Annotated in this window: 25 protein-coding genes; 13 read left to right on the top strand and 12 right to left on the bottom strand. The window is 73.1% G+C overall.

Annotated elements, in window-relative coordinates; translation table 11 throughout:
* The first annotated feature begins 145 nt into the window (after positions 1-145).
* From PIR53_17410 to PIR53_17385, 6 genes are all read left to right on the top strand, one after another.
* Entirely contained in the window at positions 146-517 is a 372-nt protein-coding gene (locus PIR53_17410; GenBank protein ID WZH51782.1) for a cyclic nucleotide-binding domain-containing protein, read from the top strand.
* A complete protein-coding gene (locus PIR53_17405) occupies positions 504-1,658 on the top strand; it encodes an adenylate/guanylate cyclase domain-containing protein (GenBank protein WZH51781.1) in 1,155 nt (384 codons plus the stop codon). Before PIR53_17410 ends, PIR53_17405 begins: the two co-directional genes overlap by 14 nt.
* Positions 1,659-1,711: 53 nt before the next feature.
* Positions 1,712-2,329, top strand: a complete 618-nt coding sequence (locus PIR53_17400; GenBank protein ID WZH51780.1) for an AIM24 family protein — start codon at positions 1,712-1,714, stop codon at positions 2,327-2,329.
* 10 nt (positions 2,330-2,339) lie between these two features.
* Positions 2,340-2,981 (top strand): AIM24 family protein, encoded by a 642-nt coding sequence (locus PIR53_17395; GenBank protein WZH51779.1) that lies wholly within the window; start codon positions 2,340-2,342, stop codon positions 2,979-2,981.
* Positions 2,981-3,736 (top strand): AIM24 family protein, encoded by a 756-nt coding sequence (locus PIR53_17390; GenBank protein WZH51778.1) that lies wholly within the window; start codon positions 2,981-2,983, stop codon positions 3,734-3,736. The genes PIR53_17395 and PIR53_17390 overlap by 1 nt, the downstream gene beginning before the upstream one ends.
* Positions 3,737-3,877: 141 nt before the next feature.
* Positions 3,878-4,453, top strand: coding sequence for a TerD family protein (locus tag PIR53_17385; protein WZH51777.1), 576 nt, complete (start codon positions 3,878-3,880; stop codon positions 4,451-4,453).
* Positions 4,454-4,710: 257 nt separating this feature from the next.
* Here PIR53_17385 and PIR53_17380 read toward each other — a convergent pair whose 3' ends face one another.
* Together PIR53_17380 and PIR53_17375 are read right to left on the bottom strand one after the other, a co-directional pair.
* On the bottom strand, positions 4,711-5,655 hold the full coding sequence (locus PIR53_17380; protein ID WZH51776.1) for a DUF5926 family protein: 945 nt from the start codon (positions 5,653-5,655) through the stop codon (positions 4,711-4,713).
* Positions 5,656-5,678: 23 nt separating this feature from the next.
* Positions 5,679-6,479: a glycerophosphodiester phosphodiesterase family protein gene (locus tag PIR53_17375; GenBank protein ID WZH51775.1), complete on the bottom strand. Its 801-nt coding sequence runs from the start codon at positions 6,477-6,479 to the stop codon at positions 5,679-5,681.
* Between the two features lie 192 nt (positions 6,480-6,671).
* Between PIR53_17375 and PIR53_17370 the strand changes: the two genes are divergently transcribed.
* The 4 genes from PIR53_17370 (at position 6,672) to PIR53_17355 (ending at position 10,518) form a co-directional block, all read left to right on the top strand.
* Entirely contained in the window at positions 6,672-7,130 is a 459-nt protein-coding gene (locus PIR53_17370) for a hypothetical protein (protein ID WZH51774.1), read from the top strand.
* A 106-nt stretch (positions 7,131-7,236) separates the two neighbouring features.
* Positions 7,237-8,673, top strand: a complete 1,437-nt coding sequence (locus PIR53_17365) for a DUF222 domain-containing protein (GenBank protein ID WZH51773.1) — start codon at positions 7,237-7,239, stop codon at positions 8,671-8,673.
* A gap of 95 nt (positions 8,674-8,768) precedes the next feature.
* Positions 8,769-9,635 (top strand): Fpg/Nei family DNA glycosylase, encoded by an 867-nt coding sequence (locus tag PIR53_17360; GenBank protein ID WZH51772.1) that lies wholly within the window; start codon positions 8,769-8,771, stop codon positions 9,633-9,635.
* A gap of 547 nt (positions 9,636-10,182) precedes the next feature.
* Complete coding sequence (locus tag PIR53_17355; protein WZH51771.1) at positions 10,183-10,518, top strand: rhodanese-like domain-containing protein; 336 nt, start codon at positions 10,183-10,185, stop codon at positions 10,516-10,518.
* 3 nt (positions 10,519-10,521) lie between these two features.
* Here PIR53_17355 and PIR53_17350 read toward each other — a convergent pair whose 3' ends face one another.
* The 6 genes from PIR53_17350 to aat form a co-directional block, all read right to left on the bottom strand.
* Positions 10,522-10,998 carry a hypothetical protein gene (locus PIR53_17350; protein WZH51770.1) on the bottom strand — a complete coding sequence of 159 codons (477 nt, stop codon included), beginning with the start codon at positions 10,996-10,998 and terminating at the stop codon, positions 10,522-10,524.
* A gap of 20 nt (positions 10,999-11,018) precedes the next feature.
* Positions 11,019-11,561: a hypothetical protein gene (locus PIR53_17345; GenBank protein WZH51769.1), complete on the bottom strand. Its 543-nt coding sequence runs from the start codon at positions 11,559-11,561 to the stop codon at positions 11,019-11,021.
* 2 nt (positions 11,562-11,563) lie between these two features.
* Complete coding sequence (locus PIR53_17340; protein WZH51768.1) at positions 11,564-12,259, bottom strand: DUF2510 domain-containing protein; 696 nt, start codon at positions 12,257-12,259, stop codon at positions 11,564-11,566.
* Positions 12,260-12,355: 96 nt separating this feature from the next.
* Positions 12,356-12,727 (bottom strand): hypothetical protein, encoded by a 372-nt coding sequence (locus PIR53_17335; protein ID WZH51767.1) that lies wholly within the window; start codon positions 12,725-12,727, stop codon positions 12,356-12,358.
* Between the two features lie 76 nt (positions 12,728-12,803).
* Positions 12,804-13,205 (bottom strand): hypothetical protein, encoded by a 402-nt coding sequence (locus PIR53_17330; GenBank protein WZH51766.1) that lies wholly within the window; start codon positions 13,203-13,205, stop codon positions 12,804-12,806.
* Between the two features lie 111 nt (positions 13,206-13,316).
* Positions 13,317-13,946 carry a leucyl/phenylalanyl-tRNA--protein transferase gene (gene aat / locus PIR53_17325; protein WZH54476.1) on the bottom strand — a complete coding sequence of 210 codons (630 nt, stop codon included), beginning with the start codon at positions 13,944-13,946 and terminating at the stop codon, positions 13,317-13,319.
* A 99-nt stretch (positions 13,947-14,045) separates the two neighbouring features.
* On the opposite strand from aat, the gene PIR53_17320 reads away from it, so the two are divergent.
* Positions 14,046-14,735: an EcsC family protein gene (locus PIR53_17320; GenBank protein ID WZH51765.1), complete on the top strand. Its 690-nt coding sequence runs from the start codon at positions 14,046-14,048 to the stop codon at positions 14,733-14,735.
* 99 nt (positions 14,736-14,834) lie between these two features.
* Here the strand turns inward: PIR53_17320 and PIR53_17315 are convergent, their stop codons facing one another.
* Positions 14,835-16,325, bottom strand: coding sequence for a zinc ribbon domain-containing protein (locus PIR53_17315; protein ID WZH51764.1), 1,491 nt, complete (start codon positions 16,323-16,325; stop codon positions 14,835-14,837).
* Positions 16,326-16,467: 142 nt separating this feature from the next.
* On the opposite strand from PIR53_17315, the gene PIR53_17310 reads away from it, so the two are divergent.
* Both PIR53_17310 and PIR53_17305 read left to right on the top strand, forming a co-directional pair.
* A complete protein-coding gene (locus PIR53_17310) occupies positions 16,468-17,025 on the top strand; it encodes a TetR/AcrR family transcriptional regulator (protein ID WZH51763.1) in 558 nt (185 codons plus the stop codon).
* A 57-nt stretch (positions 17,026-17,082) separates the two neighbouring features.
* Positions 17,083-17,733 carry a LysE family translocator gene (locus PIR53_17305; protein WZH51762.1) on the top strand — a complete coding sequence of 217 codons (651 nt, stop codon included), beginning with the start codon at positions 17,083-17,085 and terminating at the stop codon, positions 17,731-17,733.
* Positions 17,734-17,752: 19 nt separating this feature from the next.
* Here PIR53_17305 and PIR53_17300 read toward each other — a convergent pair whose 3' ends face one another.
* The 3 genes from PIR53_17300 to PIR53_17290 all read right to left on the bottom strand — a co-directional run bounded on the left by PIR53_17300 (position 17,753) and on the right by PIR53_17290 (position 21,931).
* Positions 17,753-18,484: an SWIM zinc finger family protein gene (locus tag PIR53_17300; protein ID WZH51761.1), complete on the bottom strand. Its 732-nt coding sequence runs from the start codon at positions 18,482-18,484 to the stop codon at positions 17,753-17,755.
* 1 nt (position 18,485) lies between these two features.
* Positions 18,486-21,353, bottom strand: a complete 2,868-nt coding sequence (locus PIR53_17295) for a DEAD/DEAH box helicase (GenBank protein ID WZH51760.1) — start codon at positions 21,351-21,353, stop codon at positions 18,486-18,488.
* A gap of 89 nt (positions 21,354-21,442) precedes the next feature.
* The gene (locus tag PIR53_17290) at positions 21,443-21,931 is read right to left on the bottom strand and encodes a hypothetical protein (protein WZH51759.1); all 489 of its coding nucleotides are present in this window, start codon (positions 21,929-21,931) and stop codon (positions 21,443-21,445) included.
* Between the last annotated feature and the right edge of the window lie 65 nt (positions 21,932-21,996).

The raw sequence follows: 21,996 nt of genomic DNA, 5'->3' as shown, positions 1-21,996 counted from the left end.
TGACCCCGCCGCTCCCGGCACGTTGGGCGGGTGTGGACGACCCTGGACACCTCACGGCCCGTTCCGCCAGGATCGCGCCATATCGATCCTGATCATCACGAACCGGCACCGAGAGCCGCTGCCGGTGAGTCCCGAGAGGTAGCGCATGCCCATCTTCGACGCACTGACCCCCGCCGAGATCGCCACGGTGAAGAAGGCGGGCACGGAGCTGCCGCTGCCCGCCGGCTGGTCGCCGATCAACGAGCGGACGGGCGCGGACAAGGCCTACATCATCCTCGAGGGCGAGGTGTCGGTGCGGCGCGGCGGCGAGGAGATCGCGACCCTCGGGCCCGGCGACATCATGGGCGAGATGGCGATCATCAACCACACCCTGCGCTCCGCCACGGTGGTCGCGACGACGCGGCTCAAGGTCGTGCACCTGACCCCGCAGACCATCGAGGAGCTCAGCTCGTCGGTGCCGGCCTTCGGCGAGGCGATCCGCGCCGCCGCCGCCGAGCGGCTCGGTGGCAACGGCTGACGCGAGCCGCCAGGTCGAGGCGGCGCTGCTGGGCGGCGAGCCCCACCTGACGCGGCGCCAGGTGGCCGACCGCGTCGGCGTGCCCCTCACCCTGGCCGAGGAGCTGTGGCACCGCCTCGGCTTCCCCCACCACGCCGAGGACGACGTGGCGTTCACCGAGGCCGACGTCGAGGCGCTCTCGCTGGCCCGCGACCTCGTCATGCTCGGCATCCTCGACGCCGAGTCGCAGGCCGCCCTGGTGCGCACGTGGGGGCGCAGCTTCGCGCGCCTGGCCGAGTGGCAGACCGACCTGCTCGCCCGACGGGCGCTCGACTCCGACGAGCCCGACCTGCGCATCACGGAGCTGACGGCCGAGGTGCTGCCGCGCCTCGAGGTGCTGCAGAGCTACATCTGGCGCCGCCACCTCGTCAGCGCGGCCAACCGGATGCTCACGCCGACCCTCGTCCCCGGCGGGGAGGCGACGACCGCGCTCGCCGTCGGCTTCGTCGACATCGTGGGCTACACGACGCAGAGCAGGAACCTGTCGGAGGCGGAGCTCGTCGCCTGGGTCGAGGGCTTCGAGGACACCGCCACGACCGTCGTGACCGACCACGCCGCCCGCGTCATCAAGACGATCGGTGACGAGATCCTCTACGTCACCGACGACCCGGTCGCGGCCGTCGAGGTGGCCCTCACCCTCACCGAGCGCGGCGCGGACCCGGAGGACCCCTTCCCGCAGGTGCGGGCGGGCCTCGCCCACGGGCAGGTCGTCGCGCGCCTCGGCGACGTCTTCGGCAGCACCGTCAACGTCGCCGCCCGGCTCACCTCGCTCGCCCGTCCCGGGACCGTCGTGGTCGACGAGGGCCTGCAGCACGTGCTCGTGGGCATCGCGACGCCGGAGGAGGACGACGAGCCCGACGAGGAGCCGGACGACCAGACCGACGGCGGGGGCGGGAGCGCGCCGTACGACGAGGTGCGGCGCCGCGCGGAGGAGCTCGCCGACGACGCCTACCAGCGCGCCCGCGAGGCCCTGTCGCTGCTGACCGGCGAGGAGAGCCCCGAGCACCTGCCCTACCGGTTCCGGAAGATCCGGCGCGCCAACATCAAAGGTTTCCCGGGGGTGCGCGGGAGGGTACTGCGCCGGGCGGAGCCCCACGGCTAGGCTCCGAACGGCCCGACGGGGGAGCTCCCGCGGGGTGACCAGGGAGGCGCTGCGTGGCTCGTCTGACCGCGAACAAAAAGGTGTTGCTGGCGGACGTCGCCGGCACCACCGTGAGGGCGATGTCCGGCTCGATGGTGGCCTACCAGGGCCAGGTCGAGTTCAAGAGCGCCGGCATGGGCGGCGGGGGCGGCTTCCGCGCCGCGATCCGCCAGCGCGTCGCCGGCGAGTCGATCTCGCTCATGGAGTGCACCGGCAACGGCCGGGTGCACCTGGCCTACCAGGCGCAGGACGTCACCGTGATCAACGTGCAGAACGACACCGTGACGGTGGAGTCGGAGCACATCCTGGCGGTCGCGGGCGAGCTGAGGCTCGACGTGCAGTTCGCCGGGCTGCGCGGCATGACGACGGGCCAGGGCCTCGCCACCACGAAGGTGATGGGCTCGGGCCAGCTCGGCATCGTCTCGGACGGCCCGCTGATCGGCCTCGAGGTCATGCCCGGCCAGCCGCTGGTGGTCGACCCGGACGCGTACGTCGCGGGGCTCGGCAACCTGCAGATGTCGCTCGTCTCGGGCGTGAGCTGGCGCTCGCTGGTCGGCGACGGAGGTGGCGAGCCGTTCTCGCTGCGGTTCGAGGGGCACGGCCGGGTGTACATCCAGCCGGCCGAGCGGTGAGGGGGCAGACGTGACGTACGAGGTCGTCAACTCCAAGGTGGTCCGCGTGCAGGTCTCGCAGGCCAACCCGGTGCTCGCCCGCCGCGGCGCGATGCTCGGCTACTCCGGGCAGGTCGCCTTCCGGCCCGTCTCCGGCGCCGCGCAGGGCATCGGCGGCATGGTCGGCACGATGATGGCGGGCGAGAGCAACAAGATGATGGTCGCCGAGGGCCAGGGCTCCGTGCTCTACGGCTTCCGGGGGCTCTACGTGACGGTGATCGACCTGACGGGCGACTCGCTCGTGGTCGAGGCCGACCGGCTGCTCGCCCACGACGCGAACCTGCAGACGGGCGTCGAGATGGTCGGGCAGGGCGGGGTCCGCTCCGCCGTGCGCGGCGCGATGACCGGCCAGGGGCTGTTCACCACCCGGGTCTCCGGCAACGGCGCCGTCGCCGTGCTGTCGCACGGCGGCACGTTCCCCATCCAGCTCAACGGCGAGACCGTGGGCGTCGACCCGCAGGCGTACGTCGCGCACACCGGCGCCCTGCAGGTGGACCTCAAGGCGTCCGTCGGCATGCGCGACCTCATCGGCCGCGGCTCGGGCGAGGCGTTCCAGCTCCACGTCTCGGGCCACGGCACCGTCTACGTCCAGGCCTCGGAGGAGAAGTTCTGATGATCGACGGCATCGAGACCCCCACCTGGGACGCCACCAGCCTCCCGGCCGACGACAACGTCAACGCCTACGCGTTCTCCATCGCGCTGGCCGGCGAGTGGTTCGTGTCGAAGGGCGCGATGATCGCCTACTACGGCAACGTCGACTTCTCCGGCGTCAGCCAGTACGCCTCGCGCGCCTCCTGGGTCGCCGCCCGCTTCTCCTCGCCGCTCTACGCGAGCGAGTGGGTCGTCGCCGCGGGCCAGGGCAAGGTGATCGTGGCCGACCGGGGCTACGACGTGAACTCCTACGACCTCGACGAGGGCAACCTCACGATCAAGCAGACGAACCTGCTGGGGTTCCAGACGTCCCTGGAGCTCAAGCAGTCGATCGTGCCGGGCTTCGTCACGCTCATCGGCACCGGCAAGTTCCTCGCGTCCTCCAACGGGCCGGTCATCTTCGTCGAGCCGCCGTTCCGCGCCGACCCCGACGCGCTCCTCGGGTGGGCCGACTGCCCGTCGCCGAGCCAGCACTACGACCACCACTGGATGGCGCAGTCGTTCATGGCCGGCATCCAGGGCATGTTCGGCCGCGAGTCGGGCGAGGAGCGGCAGTACGACTTCACGGGCGCCGGCACGATCCTCATGCAGAGCTCGGAGCAGCTGCGGGTGGACGGGGCGCTGCTGAAGCTCGTGGAGAGCCAGACGAACCTCCTCGACGCGCAGTCCGCGGGGGCGCTGGGACAGCGTCTCGTGCAACGCTCGCAGCAGCAGTAGGGCGGTCCCGCGGCGTACGGGGTGTGAACACCGGCCACGACGGGCACTCCGGCGACCAGCGGTTCGTTAGAACTGGACGAACCACGACGCACCACCAACGACCGCGGCGATCGCCGTGGTCACGACCGAAGGGAAGCTTTCATGGGAGTCTCGCTCAGCAAGGGCGGCAACGTCTCGCTGTCGAAGGAGGCCCCGGGCCTCACCGCGATCGACATCGGCCTCGGCTGGGACGTCAACACGTTCTCCGGCGGCGACTTCGACCTCGACGCGTCCGCGATCCTGCTCGGCTCGAACGGCAAGGTCGTCTCCGACCAGCACTTCATCTTCTTCAACAACCTCAAGTCCCCGGACGGCTCCATCGAGCACGCCGGCGACAACACCACCGGTGAGGGCGACGGCGACGACGAGGTCATCAAGGCCAACCTCGCCTCCGTGCCCGCCGAGATCGAGCGCATCGTCGTCGCGGTCTCGATCTACGACGCCGAGACCCGCAGCCAGAACTTCGGCGCCGTGCGCAACGCCTTCATCCGCGTCGTCAACCAGGCCAACGGCTCGGAGATCGCCCGCTACGACCTGTCGGAGGACGCCTCGGTCGAGACCGCCATGGTCTTCGGCGAGGTCTACCGCAACGGCAGCGACTGGAAGTTCAAGGCCGTCGGCCAGGGCTACGCCTCGGGCCTGCGCGGGATCGCCTCGGACTTCGGCGTCAACGTCTGACCCGACCGGGTCGCGGAGACAGCGACGGCCGGCACCCTGGAGGGTGCCGGCCGTCGTTCACGTTGAGGGTCCGGCCGCTGCTGACGGGGGATACAGCAACGACCGGACGAGAGGAATCTACTGATCCGACCGGCTGGTGGCAACTCCCCGCGACCACTGTTCTCGTCGTGTCGCGTGCCGCCTGACCTGCGCGTTCGCTGGAATCTGACTCAGCGGAAGGGTCGGCGGGAGCGTCGGCGGGAGCGCCCCCGGCAGGATCAGCGGATGGTCACCTGCCGGCCGGCGAGCGCCGACCGCACGGAGCGCTGCTCCGTCGTCAGGGGCTCGGTGGTGGCCAGCGCCGCGTCGAGCCGCTCCCGGAACGCCGCCGCGCCCTCCTCGAGCACCTCGGCGCCCGTGCCGGCGGGCAGGTCCCACACGGGCGTCAGCAGGCCATGGGCGCGGAACATGCCGACGAGCTTCGAGCCCTCGGCGACCTGGTCCTCCCCCGCCGCGTGCAGCCGGGCGAGGGCGTCGAGCAGCTCGTCCTCGGGCTCCGGCATGACCCAGCGCAGGTGCTCCTTGGTGTGCACGTCGGCCCAGTACGCCGCGGGGACACCCGTCAGCTTGCGGCTGGGCGTCATCTGGGCGTCGGCCTGCTCGGCCGCCGACGCGACCGCGCCGGTCTCGTCGCCGATGAGGTCGGCCCAGTAGCCGAACGAGTCGTGCACCGTGACGTCGAGCGGCTCGTCGACCACGAGGTCCTGCAGGCGCGGTCCCTCACCCGGGTCGCTCGTGAGGCCCACGGTGCCGGTCTCACCCTGCTCGGCGTACTCGAGCGCCTGCACGAGCACGGCGCCCAGGTCCCGGCTGGGGTCGCCGAAGCTGTGGAGCACCTGGAGCGCGAGCACGACGCGGCCGTCGGCGTCGACGTACGCCGGGGCGGCGCCGGGCAGCAGCGTGGCCAGCACGACCTCGCGGTCGCCCTCCTTCAGCGTCAGCGGGGCGGTCGCCGCGGGGACGAGCTCGCGCAGCGCGATGAGGTCGCCCTCGGCGGCGAGGCCCTCGAAGGGCCGCTTCACGAACACCGGCGGCGGGCCGTCGGGCGAGCCGTGGCACGCCTTGTAGCGCCGGCCCGAGCCGCACGGGCAGGGCTGTCGGGGCCCGACCTCGCCGGGGGTCTGCTGCTGGTCACGTGCCTTGGTGCGGGAGCGCTTCGCCATGCGCGCCAGCGTAGAGGGCGGGCTCAGGTGCCGTCCGCGGGGAGGGCGTCGACGAGCCCGCGCATGACGCGGGGGCGGTCGGTGATCACGGCCGTCACGCCGAGGCTGCGGCACAGCTCGAGCTGCTCGGGCGTGTTGACGGTCCACACGTTGATGTCGTGCGGCGACTCCGCGAGCCGCCACGCCAGGCCGGGGTGGTCGGTCAGCTCGCCGATGCCGGGGCCCACCAGCCAGTCGCGACCGATCAGGCGGCGGAGCGCGGGCCACATCTCCGCACGCTCGAAGAGCTGCACGACCCGCACCTCCGGAGCCAGCCGCTGCACCCGCTGCAACGCCGTGTGGGCGAAGCTCATGACGCGCACGGGGGCGTCGGCGCCGTCCCAGCCGAACTCGCTCAGCAGCTGCACGAGACGACGCTCGACGAGGCCGCCGTAGCGGGTCGGGTGCTTCGTCTCGATGAGCAGCTCGATCCGTCGGGGCGCCTCGGCGGCGACCTCCATGAGGCGGCGCAGCGTCAGCACGCCGTGCATCGACTCGTCGACGACCGGCGCCTCGTCGTCGAGCTCCGCCCACGGCCGCTTCCAGGAGGCGATGTCGACCTGGTGGAGGTCGGCGAGGTCCATCGTCGAGATGAGGCCCCGGCGCTGCGCCGCGACCCGCCGGAGGTCCCGGTCGTGGACGCAGACGAGGTGACCGTCGGCGGTCAGCCGCACGTCGCACTCGAGCCCGTCGGCCCCCGCCTCGATGGCGGCGAGGAACGCCCCGAGCGTGTGCTCGGCGTTCTCCTCGCTGTCTCCCCGGTGCGCGACGACCTGCGGCCTCATGCGGGACATCCTGCCCGGTAGGGGTGTCGAGTTGGGTTGTACGGCGCGGCGGGGGCGTCGAGTTGGGTTGTACGGCGCGGCGCGTGCGTCGAGTTGGGGTGTACGGCGCGGTGGGCGCGCCGAGTTTGGTCGAATGCGCGCGAGATTCACGGTGCGATCCGCGCCGCCGACGGCTCTACGCTCGCAGCTGCCATGTGGCGTCCTGACGTCCGCACGCAGGGCATCACCGAGAGGGAGAGAGCGATGGGGCGATCTTCGCCGACGACGTTCGCCGCGATCGCCGCGGACGTGGCCCTCGCCGGGGTCCGCGACTGGGGAGTCCTGCACGGCCGTCGGTGGATCTTCCGCACCGGCGATCCGGCCCTGCTGCTCACGCCGGACGGAAGCGAACTCGACGTCGACGCGCTGCGCATCGTGCGAACGGACGGCTGGAGCCAGCTGCCCTCCGACTCGCCGGAGCTCCACGCGCTCGATGACCTCCAGACCCTGGCTTGCGAGGAGATCTGGGGGCCCTTCCCCGAGGTCGATGGCGTCCTCCTGCGACTGGCGACTACCGACGACGGCCGCCTGGTGTGGACGACACCTGACGGCAAACCCGCATGCGAGGTCGGTTCGCTCAACACGGTGTACCCGCCCCGCCCCGTCAGATAGACGGACGTCGACATCATCCACAGATCGCCATTCATAGGTGGTGATCGCACGTCTGTTCGACTAGAGTGGGCGGCATGGATCGGGGGACCCACACCACAGCGACGCGTTGATCGACGCGGTCCGCGAGCGGACGCAGGCTGCTCGTGTGGCGGAGGCGGCGGCGTTCGTCGCGGTGGGCGATTGGGCTTCGGCGCACACCTCGGATGCGGTGGTGGGGGATCCGATCACGGTGCTGGGTGAGTGGCACGAGGCCGAGTACGCCGAGGCGTTGGCCGGAGATCAGTTCCTCGAGCTGGGTGGGCCGGGTGCGCCGGTGGTGGCGGAGTTCTGCATCGGGGAGGTCGCCGCCGCCCGGGGCTGCTCCTTCGACGCGGCGCGCCGGCTCGTCGGGGATGCGGTCGAGCTGCGCTGGCGTCTACCGCGGGTACACGCGCGGGTCGCTGCGGGTGAGGTCGACGTGTGGCGGGGGCGGCGGATCGCGCAGGCGACCCGGACGTTGACGTTCGAGGCCGCCGGGTTCGTGGACCGGCACGTCGCGTACGTCGCGGGCAAGGCCACCGGTCCCGAGGTCGACCGGCTGGTGGCCGAGGCCGCGGCGCGGTTCGAACCCGAGTCCACCGAAGCCGAACGTCACGCGGCTGATGGTGAGCGGTACCTGGCGATCGATCTCGGCGACGTGGGCTATACGGATCCGTTGACCGGGACCCTGCGCGGGACCGTGAACGTCCACGGCTCCCTCGACCTGGCCGACGCGCTCGACCTCGAACGCACCGTCGCCCACGTGGCCCGGCAGCTGGGCGACCTGGGCTGCGACTCAGACCTCGACGTCCGCCGCTCCATGGCCCTCGGCGAGATCGCGCGGCGCTGCGACGGCGTGACCACGCTGGAGTACGACGCCGGTGAAGCGCCGAACGGAGACCAGCCACAGCCGGTCCAGCGGGCCCGGCGCGAGGTGGTGCTCTTCGTGCACCTCGACCAGGCCGCGATCACCGGCACCCTCAACGGTATCGGTCCCGGCATCGATACCTGCACCGACATGACCGGCATCGACCTCGCCCGGCTCGACAACCCGGGCGCGCCTCGCGGGCCAGTGGCCGTCGAGCAGATCCAGGCCTGGTGCGAGAGCCCGGACACGACCGTGACCGTCAAGCCGATCATCGACCTCAACACGGATGACGCCGTCAACGGCTACAGCCCGCCCGACCGGATCGCCGAGCACGTCCGTGCCCGCTGGCCCCGCTGCGTCTTCCCCTACTGCACCCGCAGTTCCCGCACCGCCGACCTCGACCACTGCGACCCCTACCAAGCGCAAGGCCCACCCGGGCAGACCTCCACCCGCAACCTCTTCCCGCTCTGCCGACGCCACCACCGCATGAAGACCCACCGCGAACTGACGACCGGCAACAGATGGACCTACCGCCCCACCGACCCCACCCAGAACGAACCACCCCACGCCCTCATCTGGACCAGCCCGATGGGCCTCCGCTACCTCGTCGACCGCGACGGCACCCGCCCCTGGCCCGACGACCCAGAACCCGGCTGACAGCAGGCATCAACCATCCCGCCGCCCGCCCACACACCCGTGGCCGGGCGGCGAAGCATGCCCCGCGCACGAACGCCCGGCGCTAGGCTCGCCCCATGCCCGAGCTCCCCGAGGTGGAGGCGCTGGCGCTCGACCTGGGCGGCCGGCTCGACGGTCGCGCGATCGCGAAGGTCCACGTCGCCGCGTTCAGCGCCCTCAAGACGTTCGACCCGCCCCTGACGGCGCTCGAGGGCGCGTTCGTCGACGGCGTCACCCGCCACGGCAAGTTCCTCGACATCGACGCGGGCGGCCTGCACCTGGTGCTGCACCTGGCCCGCGCGGGCTGGGTGCGCTGGCGCGACGAGGTGCCGACGATCCCGCCGAAGCCGAGCAGCAAGTCGACCCTCGCCGTGCGGATCGTGCTCGACGACGGCTCCGGTCTCGACGTCACGGAGGCGGGCACGCGGAAGAGCCTGGCGATGTACGTCGTCCACGACCCCGCCGACGTCCCCGGCATCGCGCGGCTCGGGCCGGACCCGCTGACGCCCGACTTCACGCGCGACGTGCTCGCGGAGATCCTGCAGGCGGCGGGGCGCGCCCAGATCAAGGGCGTCCTGCGGGACCAGTCGATCATCGCCGGCATCGGCAACGCCTACTCCGACGAGCTGCTCCACGCCGCCAAGCTGTCGCCGTTCAAGCCCGCGAACAGCCTCACCGACGAGCAGGTGGACACCCTCCACGCGGCGCTCGACGGGGTGGTGGGCGACGCCGTACGCCGTTCGCGGGGGCTCGCCGCCAGCGAGCTGAAGGGCGAGAAGAAGACCAACCTGGCCGTCCACGGCAAGACCGGCGAGACGTGCCCCGTGTGTGGCGACGTCGTGCGCGAGGTGTCGTTCGCCGACTCGAGCCTGCAGTACTGCGCCACCTGCCAGACCGGCGGCAAGCCGCTCGCCGACCGGCGGATGTCGAAGCTCCTGAAGTGAGGCGCTGCCGGGTCCACGTGCTGGGCGCCAGCGGCGCGGGCACGACGACGCTGGGGCGCGCCCTGGCCGACCACTGGTCGGTGCCCCACGCCGACGCCGACGAATACTTCTGGGTGCCGACGTCCCCGCCGTACGTCACGAAGCGACCCGTCCCCGACCGGCTCCGCCTGATGGCCACGATGTTCGTCCCCCGCGAGGCCTGGGTGCTGTCCGGGTCGATGGTCGGCTGGGGGGGAGGAGGTCGTCGACGCGTGCGACGCCATCGTCTTCCTCACCCTCGATCCCGCCGAACGCCTGCGCCGCCTCGAGCGGCGCGAGGAGCGCCGCCGCGTCGGCGAGACGTACGACGCGGAGGCGTCGGCCGCGTTCCTGGCGTGGGCCCGCGGGTACGACGACCCGGCCTTCGACGGGCGCAGCCGCGCGCGGCACGAGGCCTGGCTGGCCGAGCGCCGGCAACCCGTGCTGCGTCTCGACAGCTCGCTGGAGCCCGAGGCGCTGGTCGAAGAGGTCCTCCGGTGGGAACCGGAGCGGCGGTAGCGTCTCCCCCATGGTCTCCATCCCCACCGTCTCGATCGACGGCGTCCCGAACCCCCTGCCCGAGGGCCTCGCCGTGCTCGACGTGCGCGAGCCCCACGAGTGGGAGGCCGGGCACATCGCCGGCGCGGTCCACATCCCGCTCAGCGAGCTGCCGGCCCGCCTCGACGAGGTGCCGACGGAGCAGACGCTCGTCGTGTGCAAGGCGGGCGGTCGCTCGGGTCAGGCGGTGGCGTGGCTGGCGCAGCAGGGTCGCGACGTCGTCAACCTCGACGGCGGGATGCTCGACTGGGCCGGCGCCGGACGCCCGATGGAGAGCAGCTCGGGCCAGCCGCCGCACGTCGCCTGACGTTCAGCCCTCGGTGGGGTCGGCCGACGGCTCGATGGTCTGCGGCGGGTTCGTGACCTGCGGGCAGCCCTCGAGGTAGCTCGACCACGCCCCCAGCTGCGCGACCTGCTCGGGCGTGTAGTCGGGCTGCTCCAGCTCGGCCGCGACGGCGTCGGGGGGCACCTGCGCGGCGTACTCCTGCAGCAGCGCGAGCCCCTCCGCCGCGTCCTCCGGCAGGTCGGTGGGCCGCTCGACCTCGCTCATGCTCTGCGCCCAGAGCCGCAGGTCCTCGCCGGTCTCCATGAATGCGACGAGGCCGGCGGCGGTGCAGAAGTCCTCGAGCACCTGCTCGGGCCCCAGCGTCGACTCGAGGGCGGTCGGGGCGCTCGAGGGCGCGCCCGACGACTCGTCGGCGGCGTCCTCGCCCCCGTCGCTGCAGCCCGCGGCCAGCAGGAGCACGGTGACCGCCGCGGCGGTCAGGGCAGGGCGAGTACGGCGCACGCGGCTCACGCTACCCGGCGTCAGAGGCAGGTCTCGGCCTCGTAGCCGGCGTAGGCGTCGTAGTCGGCGCGGTCCGACGGGCTGAGGTCGTAGTAGGGGTTGTAGCTCTCGAAGTCGGCCGTCGCCTCACCGTCGACCGCGCGCAGCACGTCGAGGTAGAGCAGGAACCCGGCGCGCGCGTCGGCGGGGGCGTCCGCCGGCGTTCCCACCTGGTCGAGGTCGTCGGCGACCCCGCTCGTGTCGAAGATCTCCACACCACCGTTGACCTGGTCGTTGACGTCCTCGTAGGCGCGCACGACCACCTCGCAGAAGGCGTCCTCGTCGGCGTCCGCCGGCGGCTCCCCGGCGGGGGGCTCGGTGACGGTCGACGCGGAGGCGCTCGCCTCCGTGGTCGCCGAGGTCGCGGGATCGCCCCCGGGGTCGGCCGAGGAGTCACCCCCCTTCAGCGCCAGCACCAGCCCGATCGCGACGAGCCCGGCCGCGATCACTGCGACCAGCACCACCGCGAGCAGGGTGCTGGTCGCGACGGCGCCGCGCTGGTCGTGGGTCGTCCGCAGTCGCATGGTCAGAAGTTCGCGCAGGTGTCCGTGTAGTACTCGCCGAACGCGTCCTCGCCGTCGAGCTCGGCCTCGTCCTGCTCCTCGAACTCGTCGACCGTGAGGCCGTCGGCGGCCTCCATCGCCTCGATGATCGCCTCGAAGCCCGTGCGTGCGTCGTCGGGGATGTCCGACGGCGTACCCGTGGCCCGCAGCACCTCGATCGCCACGCCGAAGTCGACGGTCGCGTCGCCGTCCTGGGTCGACTGGTCGACGACCTCCTCGCCGGCGACCTGCATGGCGGCGCAGAAGTCGCTCTCGCTCGCGTCGGTCGGCAGGTCGAACGTCGGGCGGGTCACCGACTGGCCCGGGCTGTCCGGCCCGCCCGGGTCCTCCGTCTCGCTCGAGCGGTCGTCGCGGTCGCGGTCGCGGTCACCGTCGTCGTCCCGGTCGTCGTCACCGCCCAGCGTGAGCACGAGGACGACGACCACCAGCGCGACCACCGCGACGAGGGCGACCACGAGACCGACGATCAGACCGGTCGGCTTCTTGCCCGGCGCAGGCTGACCCGGCTGACCGCCGGAGAACCCCGGCTGCCCGCCCGGCAGTCCGGGCTGCCCTCCCGCCGGGAAGGCGGGAGGCGGCGGCTGCTCGGCCCACCGCGTGCCGTCCCACCAGCGCCGGGTGCCGGAACCGTCGTCGTACCAACCAGGAGGAGTGCTCACCGGCCACATTGTGTACGACGCGCACCTCGCCGAAACATCACGAGGCGCCGGCGGCGTGAGCCACCGGCGCCTCGTGGTGCGCGCTCTGCTGAACCGTCAGGCGGGGCTGCAGGTCTCCGCGTAGTAGTCGCTGAACTCCTCGCCGCCGTCGAGGTCGTCCTCGTCCTCGCCGACCTCGTCGACGGTCTTGCCGTCGAGCTCCTTCATCTTGTCGAGGATCGACTCGAAGCCCTCCCGGGCGTCGTCGGAGATGTTCTCCGGCGTGCCCGTGCTCTCGAGCTCGTCGACGGCGTCACCGAAGTCGACCTCCTCGTCGCCGTCCTTCTGCGACTCGGCGACGATCGTCTCACCGGCGCTCGTCATGGCGTCGCAGAAGTCGTCCTCGCTGGCGTCGGTCGGGGCGCCGCCGCAGGCGGTCAGGGTGGCGCCGGCCAGCACGAGGGCGGCGGCGGACAGAACTCGCTTCATGGAACTCTCCTCGATCTCGGGGATGTCACGGGGTCACACGCGCTGCTCCGCCGGGGGCCGGCGGGACGGCGGACCGTCAGAACATGCCCTCTTCGCCACACGTCTCGCTCGTGTAGTCGCCGAAGGCGTCGACCTTGTCGTTCTCGTCGTCGCTGATCTCGTCGTCGTCGAGGTCGTCGAGGTCCGACTCGCTGAGGCCGTCGCCCGCGTCGCGCAGCTCGCGCACCGCGATCTCGAAGCCCTCGCGCTCGTCGTCGCTGATGTCGTCGGGCGTGCCGACCTCGGCGAGCGCGTCGCCGTACTCCTTGGCGTTGAACTCCTGGTTCTCCTCGTCGAAGTACTCCAGCACCGACGTGCCGCCGGCGACGCCGCAGAAGTCGTCCTTGCTGGCGTCGGTCGGGGCGTCCACGCCACCGCCGCAGGCGGTGAGGGAGGCGCCGGCGAGCACCAGCGCAGCGACGGAAAGAACACGCTTCATGAAGGCTCCTAGGTCTCGGGTTGCCAGCCGCCTCCGCACGTCGGCGGCGGTGGCGCGAGCCGCACCATCCCCGGGCCGCCGACGACCAAACCCGACCGGCTCAGGAATTTCTCAGTGGTCGAAGGGCGCCGGCAGCGGCAGCTCGAGCGCGCGCTCCAGCCGCGCCAGGTACTCCACCCGGTCGACCTCGACGACCCCGAGGCTCGCCAGGTGCGGCGTCTGCCACTGCACGTCGAGCAGCCGGGGCGCGGGAAGCTCGGCCGCATCGGCCGCGAGCAGCTCGACGAGCCCGACCAGCGCCACCTTCGAGGCGTCGCGGACCCGGTGGAACATCGACTCGCCCGCGAAGAGCCCGCCGATCGCCACGCCGTACAGGCCGCCGACGAGCTCGTCCCCCTGCCACGCCTCCACCGAGTGCGCCCAGCCGAGGTCGTGCAGGCACCCGTAGGCCTCCGCGACGCGGTCGTCGATCCACGCGCCGCTGCGCGACGGGTCCGCGCACCCGGCGACGACCTCCGCGAACGCCGTGTCGACACGGATCTCGAAGTCGCGGCGGGCCCGGCGCAGCGAGCGGCTGACCCGCACGCCGTCGAGCGGCAGGACGCCGCGCCGCAGCGGCGAGAACCACAGCAGGTGGTCGTCGTCGGGCATCGGGAACTGGCCGCTGCGGTACGCCGCGAGGAGGGTCCCCGGCTCGAGGTCGGCACCCGCTCCCACCACGTCGTCGTCGTGCGTGCGCAGGCGCGGGTCGTCGAAGTCCCAGTACGTGGGAGGCGGTTCGACGGGCACGGCCCCAACGTACGCCGGGCCGCATGACCGGGTGCTCCCTACGATCTGCGCATGGGGCTGAAGCAGACACTGGGCCGTGCGGCCGCGACCAACGTGCCCACCGTGGCACCCAAGCTGACCTCCGGGTTCGTGCGGAAGGCGTTGCACCACGCCATCCACGGGGCCGGACCACTCAAGCCGGCCGCCGAGGCGGCCGCCGCCTACCTGGCCGACCACGACGGTGACGTCGACGCTGCGATCAAGGCGGCGCAGCTGCGGCACGCGCAGTACGCCGGGGCGCAGGGCCTGTTGACCAACATCGGCGGCATCGTGACGGTCGCCGTGACCATCCCCGCCAACATCTCGGGGCTGACGATGATCCAGGCCCGGCTCATCGCTATCACGGCGCACCTGCGGGGCTACGACCTCGACGACCCCCGGGTCCAGAACGCCGTGCTCGCCTGCATGATGGGCCCGGGCGAGGTCAAGCGGATGCTCAAGAAGAAGACGATCCCCGCGCCGCCGATGGCCATCGCGACCGCGCCGCAGCACGACCCGGAGCTCGACGTGCGGCTGTCGAACGAGGTCGCCGTCGACCTCATCACGCGCGTCATGGGCAAGCGCTTCGCGGTCACCGTGAGCCGGCGCGTGCCCGTGCTGGGCGGCGTCGTCGGCATGAGCGCCGACGGCTGGGCGACGTGGCAGCTGGGCCGGTACGCCGCGAGCGAGCTCCTGCCGCGCCCGAAGAAGACCGCCTCCTGACGCCCTGCTGACGATCTGCTGACGACCTGCTGACGACCTGCCCCGGGTCGTGGTGCGAGACCTGCGGAAGTCGCAGGCCCCGCACCACGACCGCGGGGGTCAGTTGAGGTAGACCGAGATGTAGTCGTCGGGCACGGAGCTCGGGAGCACGTCCGTCACGTCCGCGGCGATGAGGACCGTGTAGGTGCCCGGCACCGCCTCGTAGGAGCACGTCTCGTCACCGAACACCTCGGTGTCGTTCGCGGAGCACACGGTGTTGCCCTCCGCGTCGTACACCGCGATGCGGATGTCGAGGTCGGGGTAGAGGTTGGTCGCGTCGACCGTCATCGAGCCCCCGGTCGTCACCTGGAAGTCGAGGCTGGCGAGCGCCGGCTCGCCCGCCGCGGTCGGGTCCGCCAACGTGGTCGGCGAGTTGAACGTCATCCCGTTCGGGAACTGGCCCTCGGCGAGGTCGCCGGCCGGCTCGGTCGGCTCGTCGGTGGGCTCGTCGGCCGGCTCGTCGGGCTCGGGGAGCGTGAGGCCCGGCTCGGTCGCCACCGCGAGGGTCTCGTTGTAGAGGTAGCAGCCCTCGCCGTCGCCGCAGAAGTACTCGTCGACGTCCGTCGTGAACAGCCCGTCCGGCACCTCGTAGTCGGCACCCTCCAGGTCGAAGAACGCCGCCCCGATCGGGGCACCGTCCTCCACCGGCACCTCGTCGCCCGGGCTCAGGTCCTCGGCGTCGAGGACCTGCACGAACAGCTCGACCGTGTCGGCGTCACCGGAGTAGTCCAGCGTGATCGTCTGCGTGCCGTCCTCGGCCGCCCCCCAGACCGCGAACGGGTCGTCGCCGTCCCACGTCTCGAGCATCGCGAAGTCGTTGGCGTCGACGTCCGGCTCCGCCAGGTCGCCGTTGCCCTCGGCCGCCAGCAGCACGAGCTGGTTCGCCTGCACGTCCTCCAGCTCCACCTCGACCTGGCCGTCGGTCACGTCGAACTCGTTCGTCGCGCCGAGCTCGATGCCCGTCGACGTGTCGTTGTCGCGATCGCGGTCGTTGTCGCGGTCGTTGTCGTCGTCCCGGTTGACGACGAGGAGGATCACGATGGCCGCGACGACCGCGAGCACGAGCACCACGGCGCCGACGACGATCCAGATGCCCTTGCCCTTCTTGCCGCCCTGGCCGCCGGGCCCGCCGGGCCCACCGGGGCCGAACCCACCGCCGTACCCTCCCGGCGCCTGCGGGTAGCCCTGGCTGTAGCCCTGCCCGTACCCCTGGCCCTGGCCGTAGCCCTGACCCTGGCCGTAGCCCTGACCCTGGCCGTAGCCCTGACCCTGGTCGTAGCCCTGCCCGTACCCCTGGCCCTGGTCGTAGCCCTGGCCCTGCCCGTAGGGCTGGTTGCCGTAGGACTGGTTCCCGTAGGACTGGTTCCCGTAGGACTGGTCGCCGTAGCCCCCGCCCTGCGGCGGGTACGGGCCGGCCACGGAGGTGGGGGCGTCGTCGGACGTGCTCCCGCCATACGGCGCGTTCGAGCCCGCGTCGACAGGGGTGCCGCAGCGGTCGCAGAAGGCGGAGCCCGGTGTGATCTCGCCGCCGCAGGCGGTGCAGGTGGACATGAGCAGCTCCTCGGTCAGGGTCGTGTCGGGGCCACGTCCGCGCGGGCGGGTCGGGCCTGGCGGCGTCGTCTACCCCGACGCTGCTCGCTCTAACCCGCTGGTCCATACCGTCCAGTGGTGAACGACCGTTAACCTGGGCCCCGTGACCACGCCGACCCGCCGCGAGCAGATCCTCGCCACCGCGGCCGCGCTCTTCGCCCGCCGCGGCTTCCACGGCGTCGCCGTCACCGACATCGGCGCCGCCTGCGGGATCTCCGGTCCGGCGCTCTACAAGCACTTCGCGTCGAAGGACGCGCTGCTGGCGGAGCTGCTCGTCGGGATCAGCGAGGAGCTGCTCCGCGTGGGCCTCGAGCGGGTCGCGGCAGCCGACTCCCCGCGCGCGGCGCTCGACGCGCTCGTCGACTGGCACCTCTCCTTCGCGCTCGACCACCGCGACCTCATCGTCGTGCAGGACCGTGACTGGAGCTCGCTGCCCGACGAGGCGCGGGAGCAGGTGCGTCGGCTCCAGCGCGCGTACGTCGACGTGTGGGCCGACCGGCTCCGCGAGCTCGACCCGGACCTCGGCCTCGAGGCCGCCCGCGCCACCGCGCACGCCACCTTCGGCCTGCTGAACTCGACGCCGCACAGCGCGCTGCTGCCCGATGCCGCGATGCGGGAGCTGCTGCACGGCATGGCGCTGCGGGGGTTCGGGGTCGCCTGAGCGACCGGTTCCACGAAACCGCTTGCGGAGCGGCCCGGTCACCCCGACCATCGCTCCGTGCCCGAACTCCACCAGTGGGGAGCCTTCCTCCTCGCCTCGCTGCTGTTCATCCAGCTGCCCGGACCCAGCCTCCTCTTCACGATCGGCCGTGCCCTGACCGTCGGACGCCGCGACGCGCTGCTGTCGGTCCTGGGCAACGGCACGGGCATCTTCGTGCAGGTGCTGCTCGTCGCCGTCGGCCTCGGCGCGGTGGTCGCGGCGAGCGCGACGGCGTACACCGTGGTGAAGGTCGTGGGCGCCGTCTACGTCGTCTACCTCGGCATCCAGGCCGTCCGCCACCGCGCCGACGCCCGGCGGTCCCTCGAGGCGGCCAGTGCCGCCGCGGAGGCGGCACCCGCCGCGTCCCCGCTCGCCGCGCTGCGCGTGGGTGCGCTCGTCGGGGTCACCAACCCCAAGACGCTGGTCTTCTTCGTCGCCTTCCTGCCGCAGTTCACCGACCCGTCGGCCGGTACGACGGGGCTCCAGGTGGCCGCGCTCGGGCTCGCGTTCGCCGCGATGGCGGTCGTGTCGGACTCCGTCTGGGCCCTGGTCGCCTCGCAGGCCCGTGCCTGGTTCGCCCGCCGACCCGCCCGCCTCGACCGCCTCGGCGCGACCGGGGGCGTGATGATGGTCGGACTCGGCGCGTCGATGCTGGTGGCCGACCGCTAGGGCCCGGGCTGGGCGCGCGTCACCAGCGGTCCGGCACCTCGCCCCGCTCGAGGGCCGCCAGCAGCCGGGCGGCCCGGAGCGCGGCGTCGACCGCCACGTCGAGCTCGTCAGGCTGGTCGGGCTGCTCGGGCTGGTCCGCCCGGTCGGGGTCCCCGGTCCCTCCGGTCCCCGCGGGACCCCGCGCGTGCAGCCGGGCCATCAGGTCCTCCCGCGGGAGACCACGGAGCGCGAGCAGCACGAACGGGTCCTCCGCCAGCAGCCAGCCGAGCTGCACGAGCACGGCGAGCGCGTGGGCGCAGGGATCGAGCGTGTGCGGACAGGTGCACGTGGTGGCGAGCTCCCCGCCGTACGGCAGCAGCTCGGCCCCCACCTCCTCGGCCTCCTCGACGAGCTGGTGGGGCAGGTCGCCGGCCAGGAGCGCGGCGATCCGGCCCGACTCGGCGGCGACCACCTCGACGAGCCCGTCGAGGGCGTCCGCGTCGCACCGGGGCACCTCGACGGTCACGGTCCAGGCGTCGTCGTCGTCGCGGACGGCCGCCAGTGCCGACCCCGGCCCGACCCCGATGGCGCCCACCATGCCCGCGCGGGCCAGCCGGGACCCGTCGCGGTGGTCGCGCTCGGAGAAGGCCGCCTCCTCGACGGCCCGGGACCAGGCCTTGGCCCACCACGCTCGGGGTCCGCTCGACCGGCGGGGCGCCAGGCGCGGGTGGGTGACCCGGACCTCCGGCCCTGCATCCGGCCCCGGCCCCACGTCAGACCGCCCCGGGGTCGCGACGCAGGGTGACGAGGTCGCGCAGCTCGGCATCGTCGAGCTCGGTGAGGGCGGCCTCGCCGCGGCCGAGCACCGCGTCGGCCAGGCCGCGCTTGCGGCGCAGCAGCTCGGCGATGCGCTCCTCGATCGTGCCGCGCGTGACGAAGCGGTGCACCTGGACGGGGCGGGTCTGGCCGATCCGGTAGGCCCGGTCGGTGGCCTGCTCCTCGACCGCGGGGTTCCACCAGCGGTCGACGTGCACCACGTGGTCGGCCCGTGTGAGGTTGAGCCCCGTGCCGCCGGCCTTGAGCGACAGCAGGAACACGGGCGGCCCGCCCGCCTCCGGACCGGCCTGGAACGCGGCCACCATGCGCTCCCGCTCCGCGACGGGCGTCTGCCCGTGGAGGAGCTGCAGCCCGACCCCGGCCGCCGCGAGGTGGCGCTCGACGAGGCGCGCCATCGCGACGTACTGCGTGAAGACCAGCACCGACGAGCCCTCCGCGACGACGGTGCGCACGAGCTCGTCGAGCAGGTCGAGCTTCTCGGAGCGGCCCGCGATCCGCCCCTGGCTCTGCTTGAGGAAGTGGGCGGGGTGGTTGCAGATCTGCTTGAGCCCGGTGAGCATCGCCAGCACCAGGCCGCGGCGGGCGTCCTCGTCGGAGCGCTGGATGCGCTCCATGCAGTCACGCACGTAGGTCTCGTAGAGCACCACCTGCTCCCGCGTCAGGTCGAGCAGGTGGTCGGTCTCCGTCTTCGGCGGCAGCTCGGGCGCGATGCCGGGGTCGGACTTGCGGCGGCGCAGCAGGAACGGCCCGATGAGGTCGGCGAACTGCCGCGCCTTCTCCGGGTCGACGCCCGACTCGATGGGCGCGGCCCACACCTTGCGGAACGCGTTGCGGCTGCCGAGCAGGCCCGGCGTCGCCCAGTCGAGGATCGCCCAGAGCTCGGTGAGGTTGTTCTCCACCGGCGTGCCGGTGAGCGCGACACGCGCGTCGGTCTCGAGCCGGCGCAGGGCCCGCGCGGTGCCGGAGGCGGGGTTCTTCACGTGCTGCGCCTCGTCGGCCACCACCAGTCCCCAGCGCACCCCGGCCAGCGCGCGCGTCTCACCGGTGAGGTCGCTGCGCATCGTGCCGTAGGTCGTGAGCACGAAGCCGGGATCGCCGTCGGGGTCCGTCCCGGTGCCGGGGCCCACGTCGAGGGTCTCCTCCGGCGACGCGCCCAGCGAGCGGGCCGTGCCGTGGAACCGCCGCACCGGGACGCGGGGCGCGAACCGTCGGATCTCCGCCTCCCAGTTGCCGAGGAGCGAGGCCGGGCAGACCACGAGGGTCGGGCGCAGCGGCTGCTCGGGGTCGTCCGCCGCGCGCTCGGCCCGGTGGAGGTGGAGCGCGATGAGCGTCAGGGTCTTGCCGAGACCCATGTCGTCGGCGAGGCAGGCGCCCAGCCCGAGACCGGTGAGCTCGGCCAGCCAGGTGAGGCCGTGCCGCTGGTAGTCGCGCAGCGTCGCCTCCAGCCCCGCCGGTGGCGGCACCGGCTCCCGGCTCGCGGCGCCGGTGATGCGCTCGCGCACCTTGAGCAGCGACGCCCCGACGATCACCTCCGCCGGCGCGTCGTCGAGGTCCACCACCCCCGTGAGCGCGGCGGCGAGCGCCTGTGTCGGCCGTACGGCGCGCACCAGCCGCTTCCGGGCCCGCCGGGCCACCTCGGGATCGACCACCGTCCAGGAGCCGCGCAGCTTGACGATCGGCGCGGCCGCGCGCGCCAGGTCGTCCATCTCCTCGTGCGTCAGCGGCTCGCCGTGGAGCGCCACCTGCCACGAGAACGCGAACATCGCCTCGGGCCCGAAGAGACCGTCGTGGAGCAGCTCCTCCCGCTTGCCCCGGGCGGCGTCGCGCCGACCGCCCGTGTGGTCGAGCACCGCGCGGGTCGTGAGGTCGTGGCCCAGGCTGCGCGGCCAGAGCACATCGACGCCGCGTTCGCGCAGGGCACCGACGCCGTCCTCCAGCAGGCTCACGATCTCGTCGGAGTCGAGCGTGATCTCGTCGGGCACCGCGAGGGCCAGGAGCCGGTCGAGCACGGGCCACGCACCCGCGGCCTCGCGCAGCGCGATCATCGCGTGGGTCCGCGCGCGCGACCCGAACCCGTGCCCGCCGTGGGCCTCGGGGTCGTCGGTCCACAGCCGCGCCGCGTCGCACAGGTGGAGCGGGTTGCGCTCGTCGTGCACCTGCAGCACGAGGCGCACCGCCCCCGCGACCAGCTCCTCCTCGTCGGCCTCGACCCGCAGGGACAGGGTGACCAGCTGCGGGAGGCTCTCCTCGGCCCGCGCCCGCTGCGCCGCCTGGATCCGCTCGCGCAGACGGTCGGTGAAGGCCGCGCGGGCCGGCGTCGGCACGGCGTCCGTCGGCGCCGGTCGGGGGCTGCCCACGCCCGGACGGCTCCCCCGGCTGCCCCGCGCGAGGCTCGCCCCCGCGCTCGGCGGCGTGCGCGGCATCGTGTCGACGACGGCGTCGAGGGCCGCCCGACCGATGGCGAAGGCCGCGGCGGCGTCGACGTCGTCGTGGGCCCGCGCCCGCGCCAGCTGGGTCAGGCGGTCGTGGTCGTCGGGCTCCAGCACCGCGCGCCAGCAGTCGGCCCGCTCGTCGGGCTCGAACCGCCCGGCGGCCACCATGCGCACGGCGAGCAGCGCCGCCCCCGCCAGCAGGCCCACGCTCGGGTGCGCCGACGCGTCGGACTGCGCGCGCGTCAGCACCGGGAGGGCCGCCCGGACCGGCAGCTCCACCTCGCGCCCGCCACCCGTGAACACCACGGCGCTCTCGCGCGGCACGGCGCCGGCACGGAACGTCGCGGGACCGACGAGGGGGACGAAGCTCAACAGGACCTCAGGGTGGGACGGCGTGATCGAGAGCCCGACGAACCTAGCGCGCGCCGCCGACGGTCCTGACGGCGTCGGGTCGGCGACGGTCAGAACAGCACGACGCTGTCGGGGTCGAACACCCCGATGCCGAGCACGAGCAGCGGCGGCAGGAGGTAGCCGGCGATGACCACGCCCGCCCACGACCGCCGCCAGTGACGGCGGAGGACCCGCCACAGCGCTGCGCCGAGGAGCACCAGCATCCCCGTCCAGAGAACGGCCCCGAGGAGCGCGAACGGCAGGGTCTCGGCGTAGTCATAGGAACCGACGAACCGATCGCGGTGCACCACGAGGTGCACCGCCAGCACGGCGAAGGCGGCCACGGGTGTGAGCACGAAGCCCACCACCCCGCTGACGAGGCCGACGATCCACGGCCCGGCCACCGGCATCCACTCGGCGCGCCGGCGGCGGCGATCCAGCCGCTCCTCGCGGGCCACGGGCGAGCCCCGCCACGGCTCGGCCGTCGCGATCGGCTCCCGTCGCTCCGCCCACCGTCCCCGCACCCGGTACGCCGGTGCGGACCCCTCGTCGTCCTCCACGCCCCGTCCCCCGTTCGCCTGGTCGTGGCCCGACCGTACCGACGACCCGGCCCGGTGTCTCGACC

It is taken from the genome of Nocardioides alkalitolerans (genome assembly GCA_038184435.1).
GTDB classification, from domain to species: domain Bacteria; phylum Actinomycetota; class Actinomycetes; order Propionibacteriales; family Nocardioidaceae; genus Nocardioides; species Nocardioides alkalitolerans_A.
This window is presented reverse-complemented; position numbering and strand designations above follow the sequence as displayed.

Coding starts and splice junctions, on each gene's coding strand:
- PIR53_17355 (WZH51771.1), top strand. CDS start 10,183: ATGGTCTCCATCCCCACCGTCTCGATCGACGGCGTCCCGAACCCCCTG.
- PIR53_17315 (WZH51764.1), bottom strand. CDS start 16,325: ATGTCCACCTGCACCGCCTGCGGCGGCGAGATCACACCGGGCTCCGCC.
- PIR53_17380 (WZH51776.1), bottom strand. CDS start 5,655: ATGGCGAAGCGCTCCCGCACCAAGGCACGTGACCAGCAGCAGACCCCC.
- PIR53_17370 (WZH51774.1), top strand. CDS start 6,672: ATGTGGCGTCCTGACGTCCGCACGCAGGGCATCACCGAGAGGGAGAGA.
- PIR53_17320 (WZH51765.1), top strand. CDS start 14,046: ATGGGGCTGAAGCAGACACTGGGCCGTGCGGCCGCGACCAACGTGCCC.
- PIR53_17390 (WZH51778.1), top strand. CDS start 2,981: ATGATCGACGGCATCGAGACCCCCACCTGGGACGCCACCAGCCTCCCG.
- PIR53_17330 (WZH51766.1), bottom strand. CDS start 13,205: ATGAAGCGTGTTCTTTCCGTCGCTGCGCTGGTGCTCGCCGGCGCCTCC.
- PIR53_17410 (WZH51782.1), top strand. CDS start 146: ATGCCCATCTTCGACGCACTGACCCCCGCCGAGATCGCCACGGTGAAG.
- PIR53_17335 (WZH51767.1), bottom strand. CDS start 12,727: ATGAAGCGAGTTCTGTCCGCCGCCGCCCTCGTGCTGGCCGGCGCCACC.
- PIR53_17385 (WZH51777.1), top strand. CDS start 3,878: ATGGGAGTCTCGCTCAGCAAGGGCGGCAACGTCTCGCTGTCGAAGGAG.
- PIR53_17360 (WZH51772.1), top strand. CDS start 8,769: ATGCCCGAGCTCCCCGAGGTGGAGGCGCTGGCGCTCGACCTGGGCGGC.
- PIR53_17345 (WZH51769.1), bottom strand. CDS start 11,561: ATGCGACTGCGGACGACCCACGACCAGCGCGGCGCCGTCGCGACCAGC.
- PIR53_17375 (WZH51775.1), bottom strand. CDS start 6,479: ATGAGGCCGCAGGTCGTCGCGCACCGGGGAGACAGCGAGGAGAACGCC.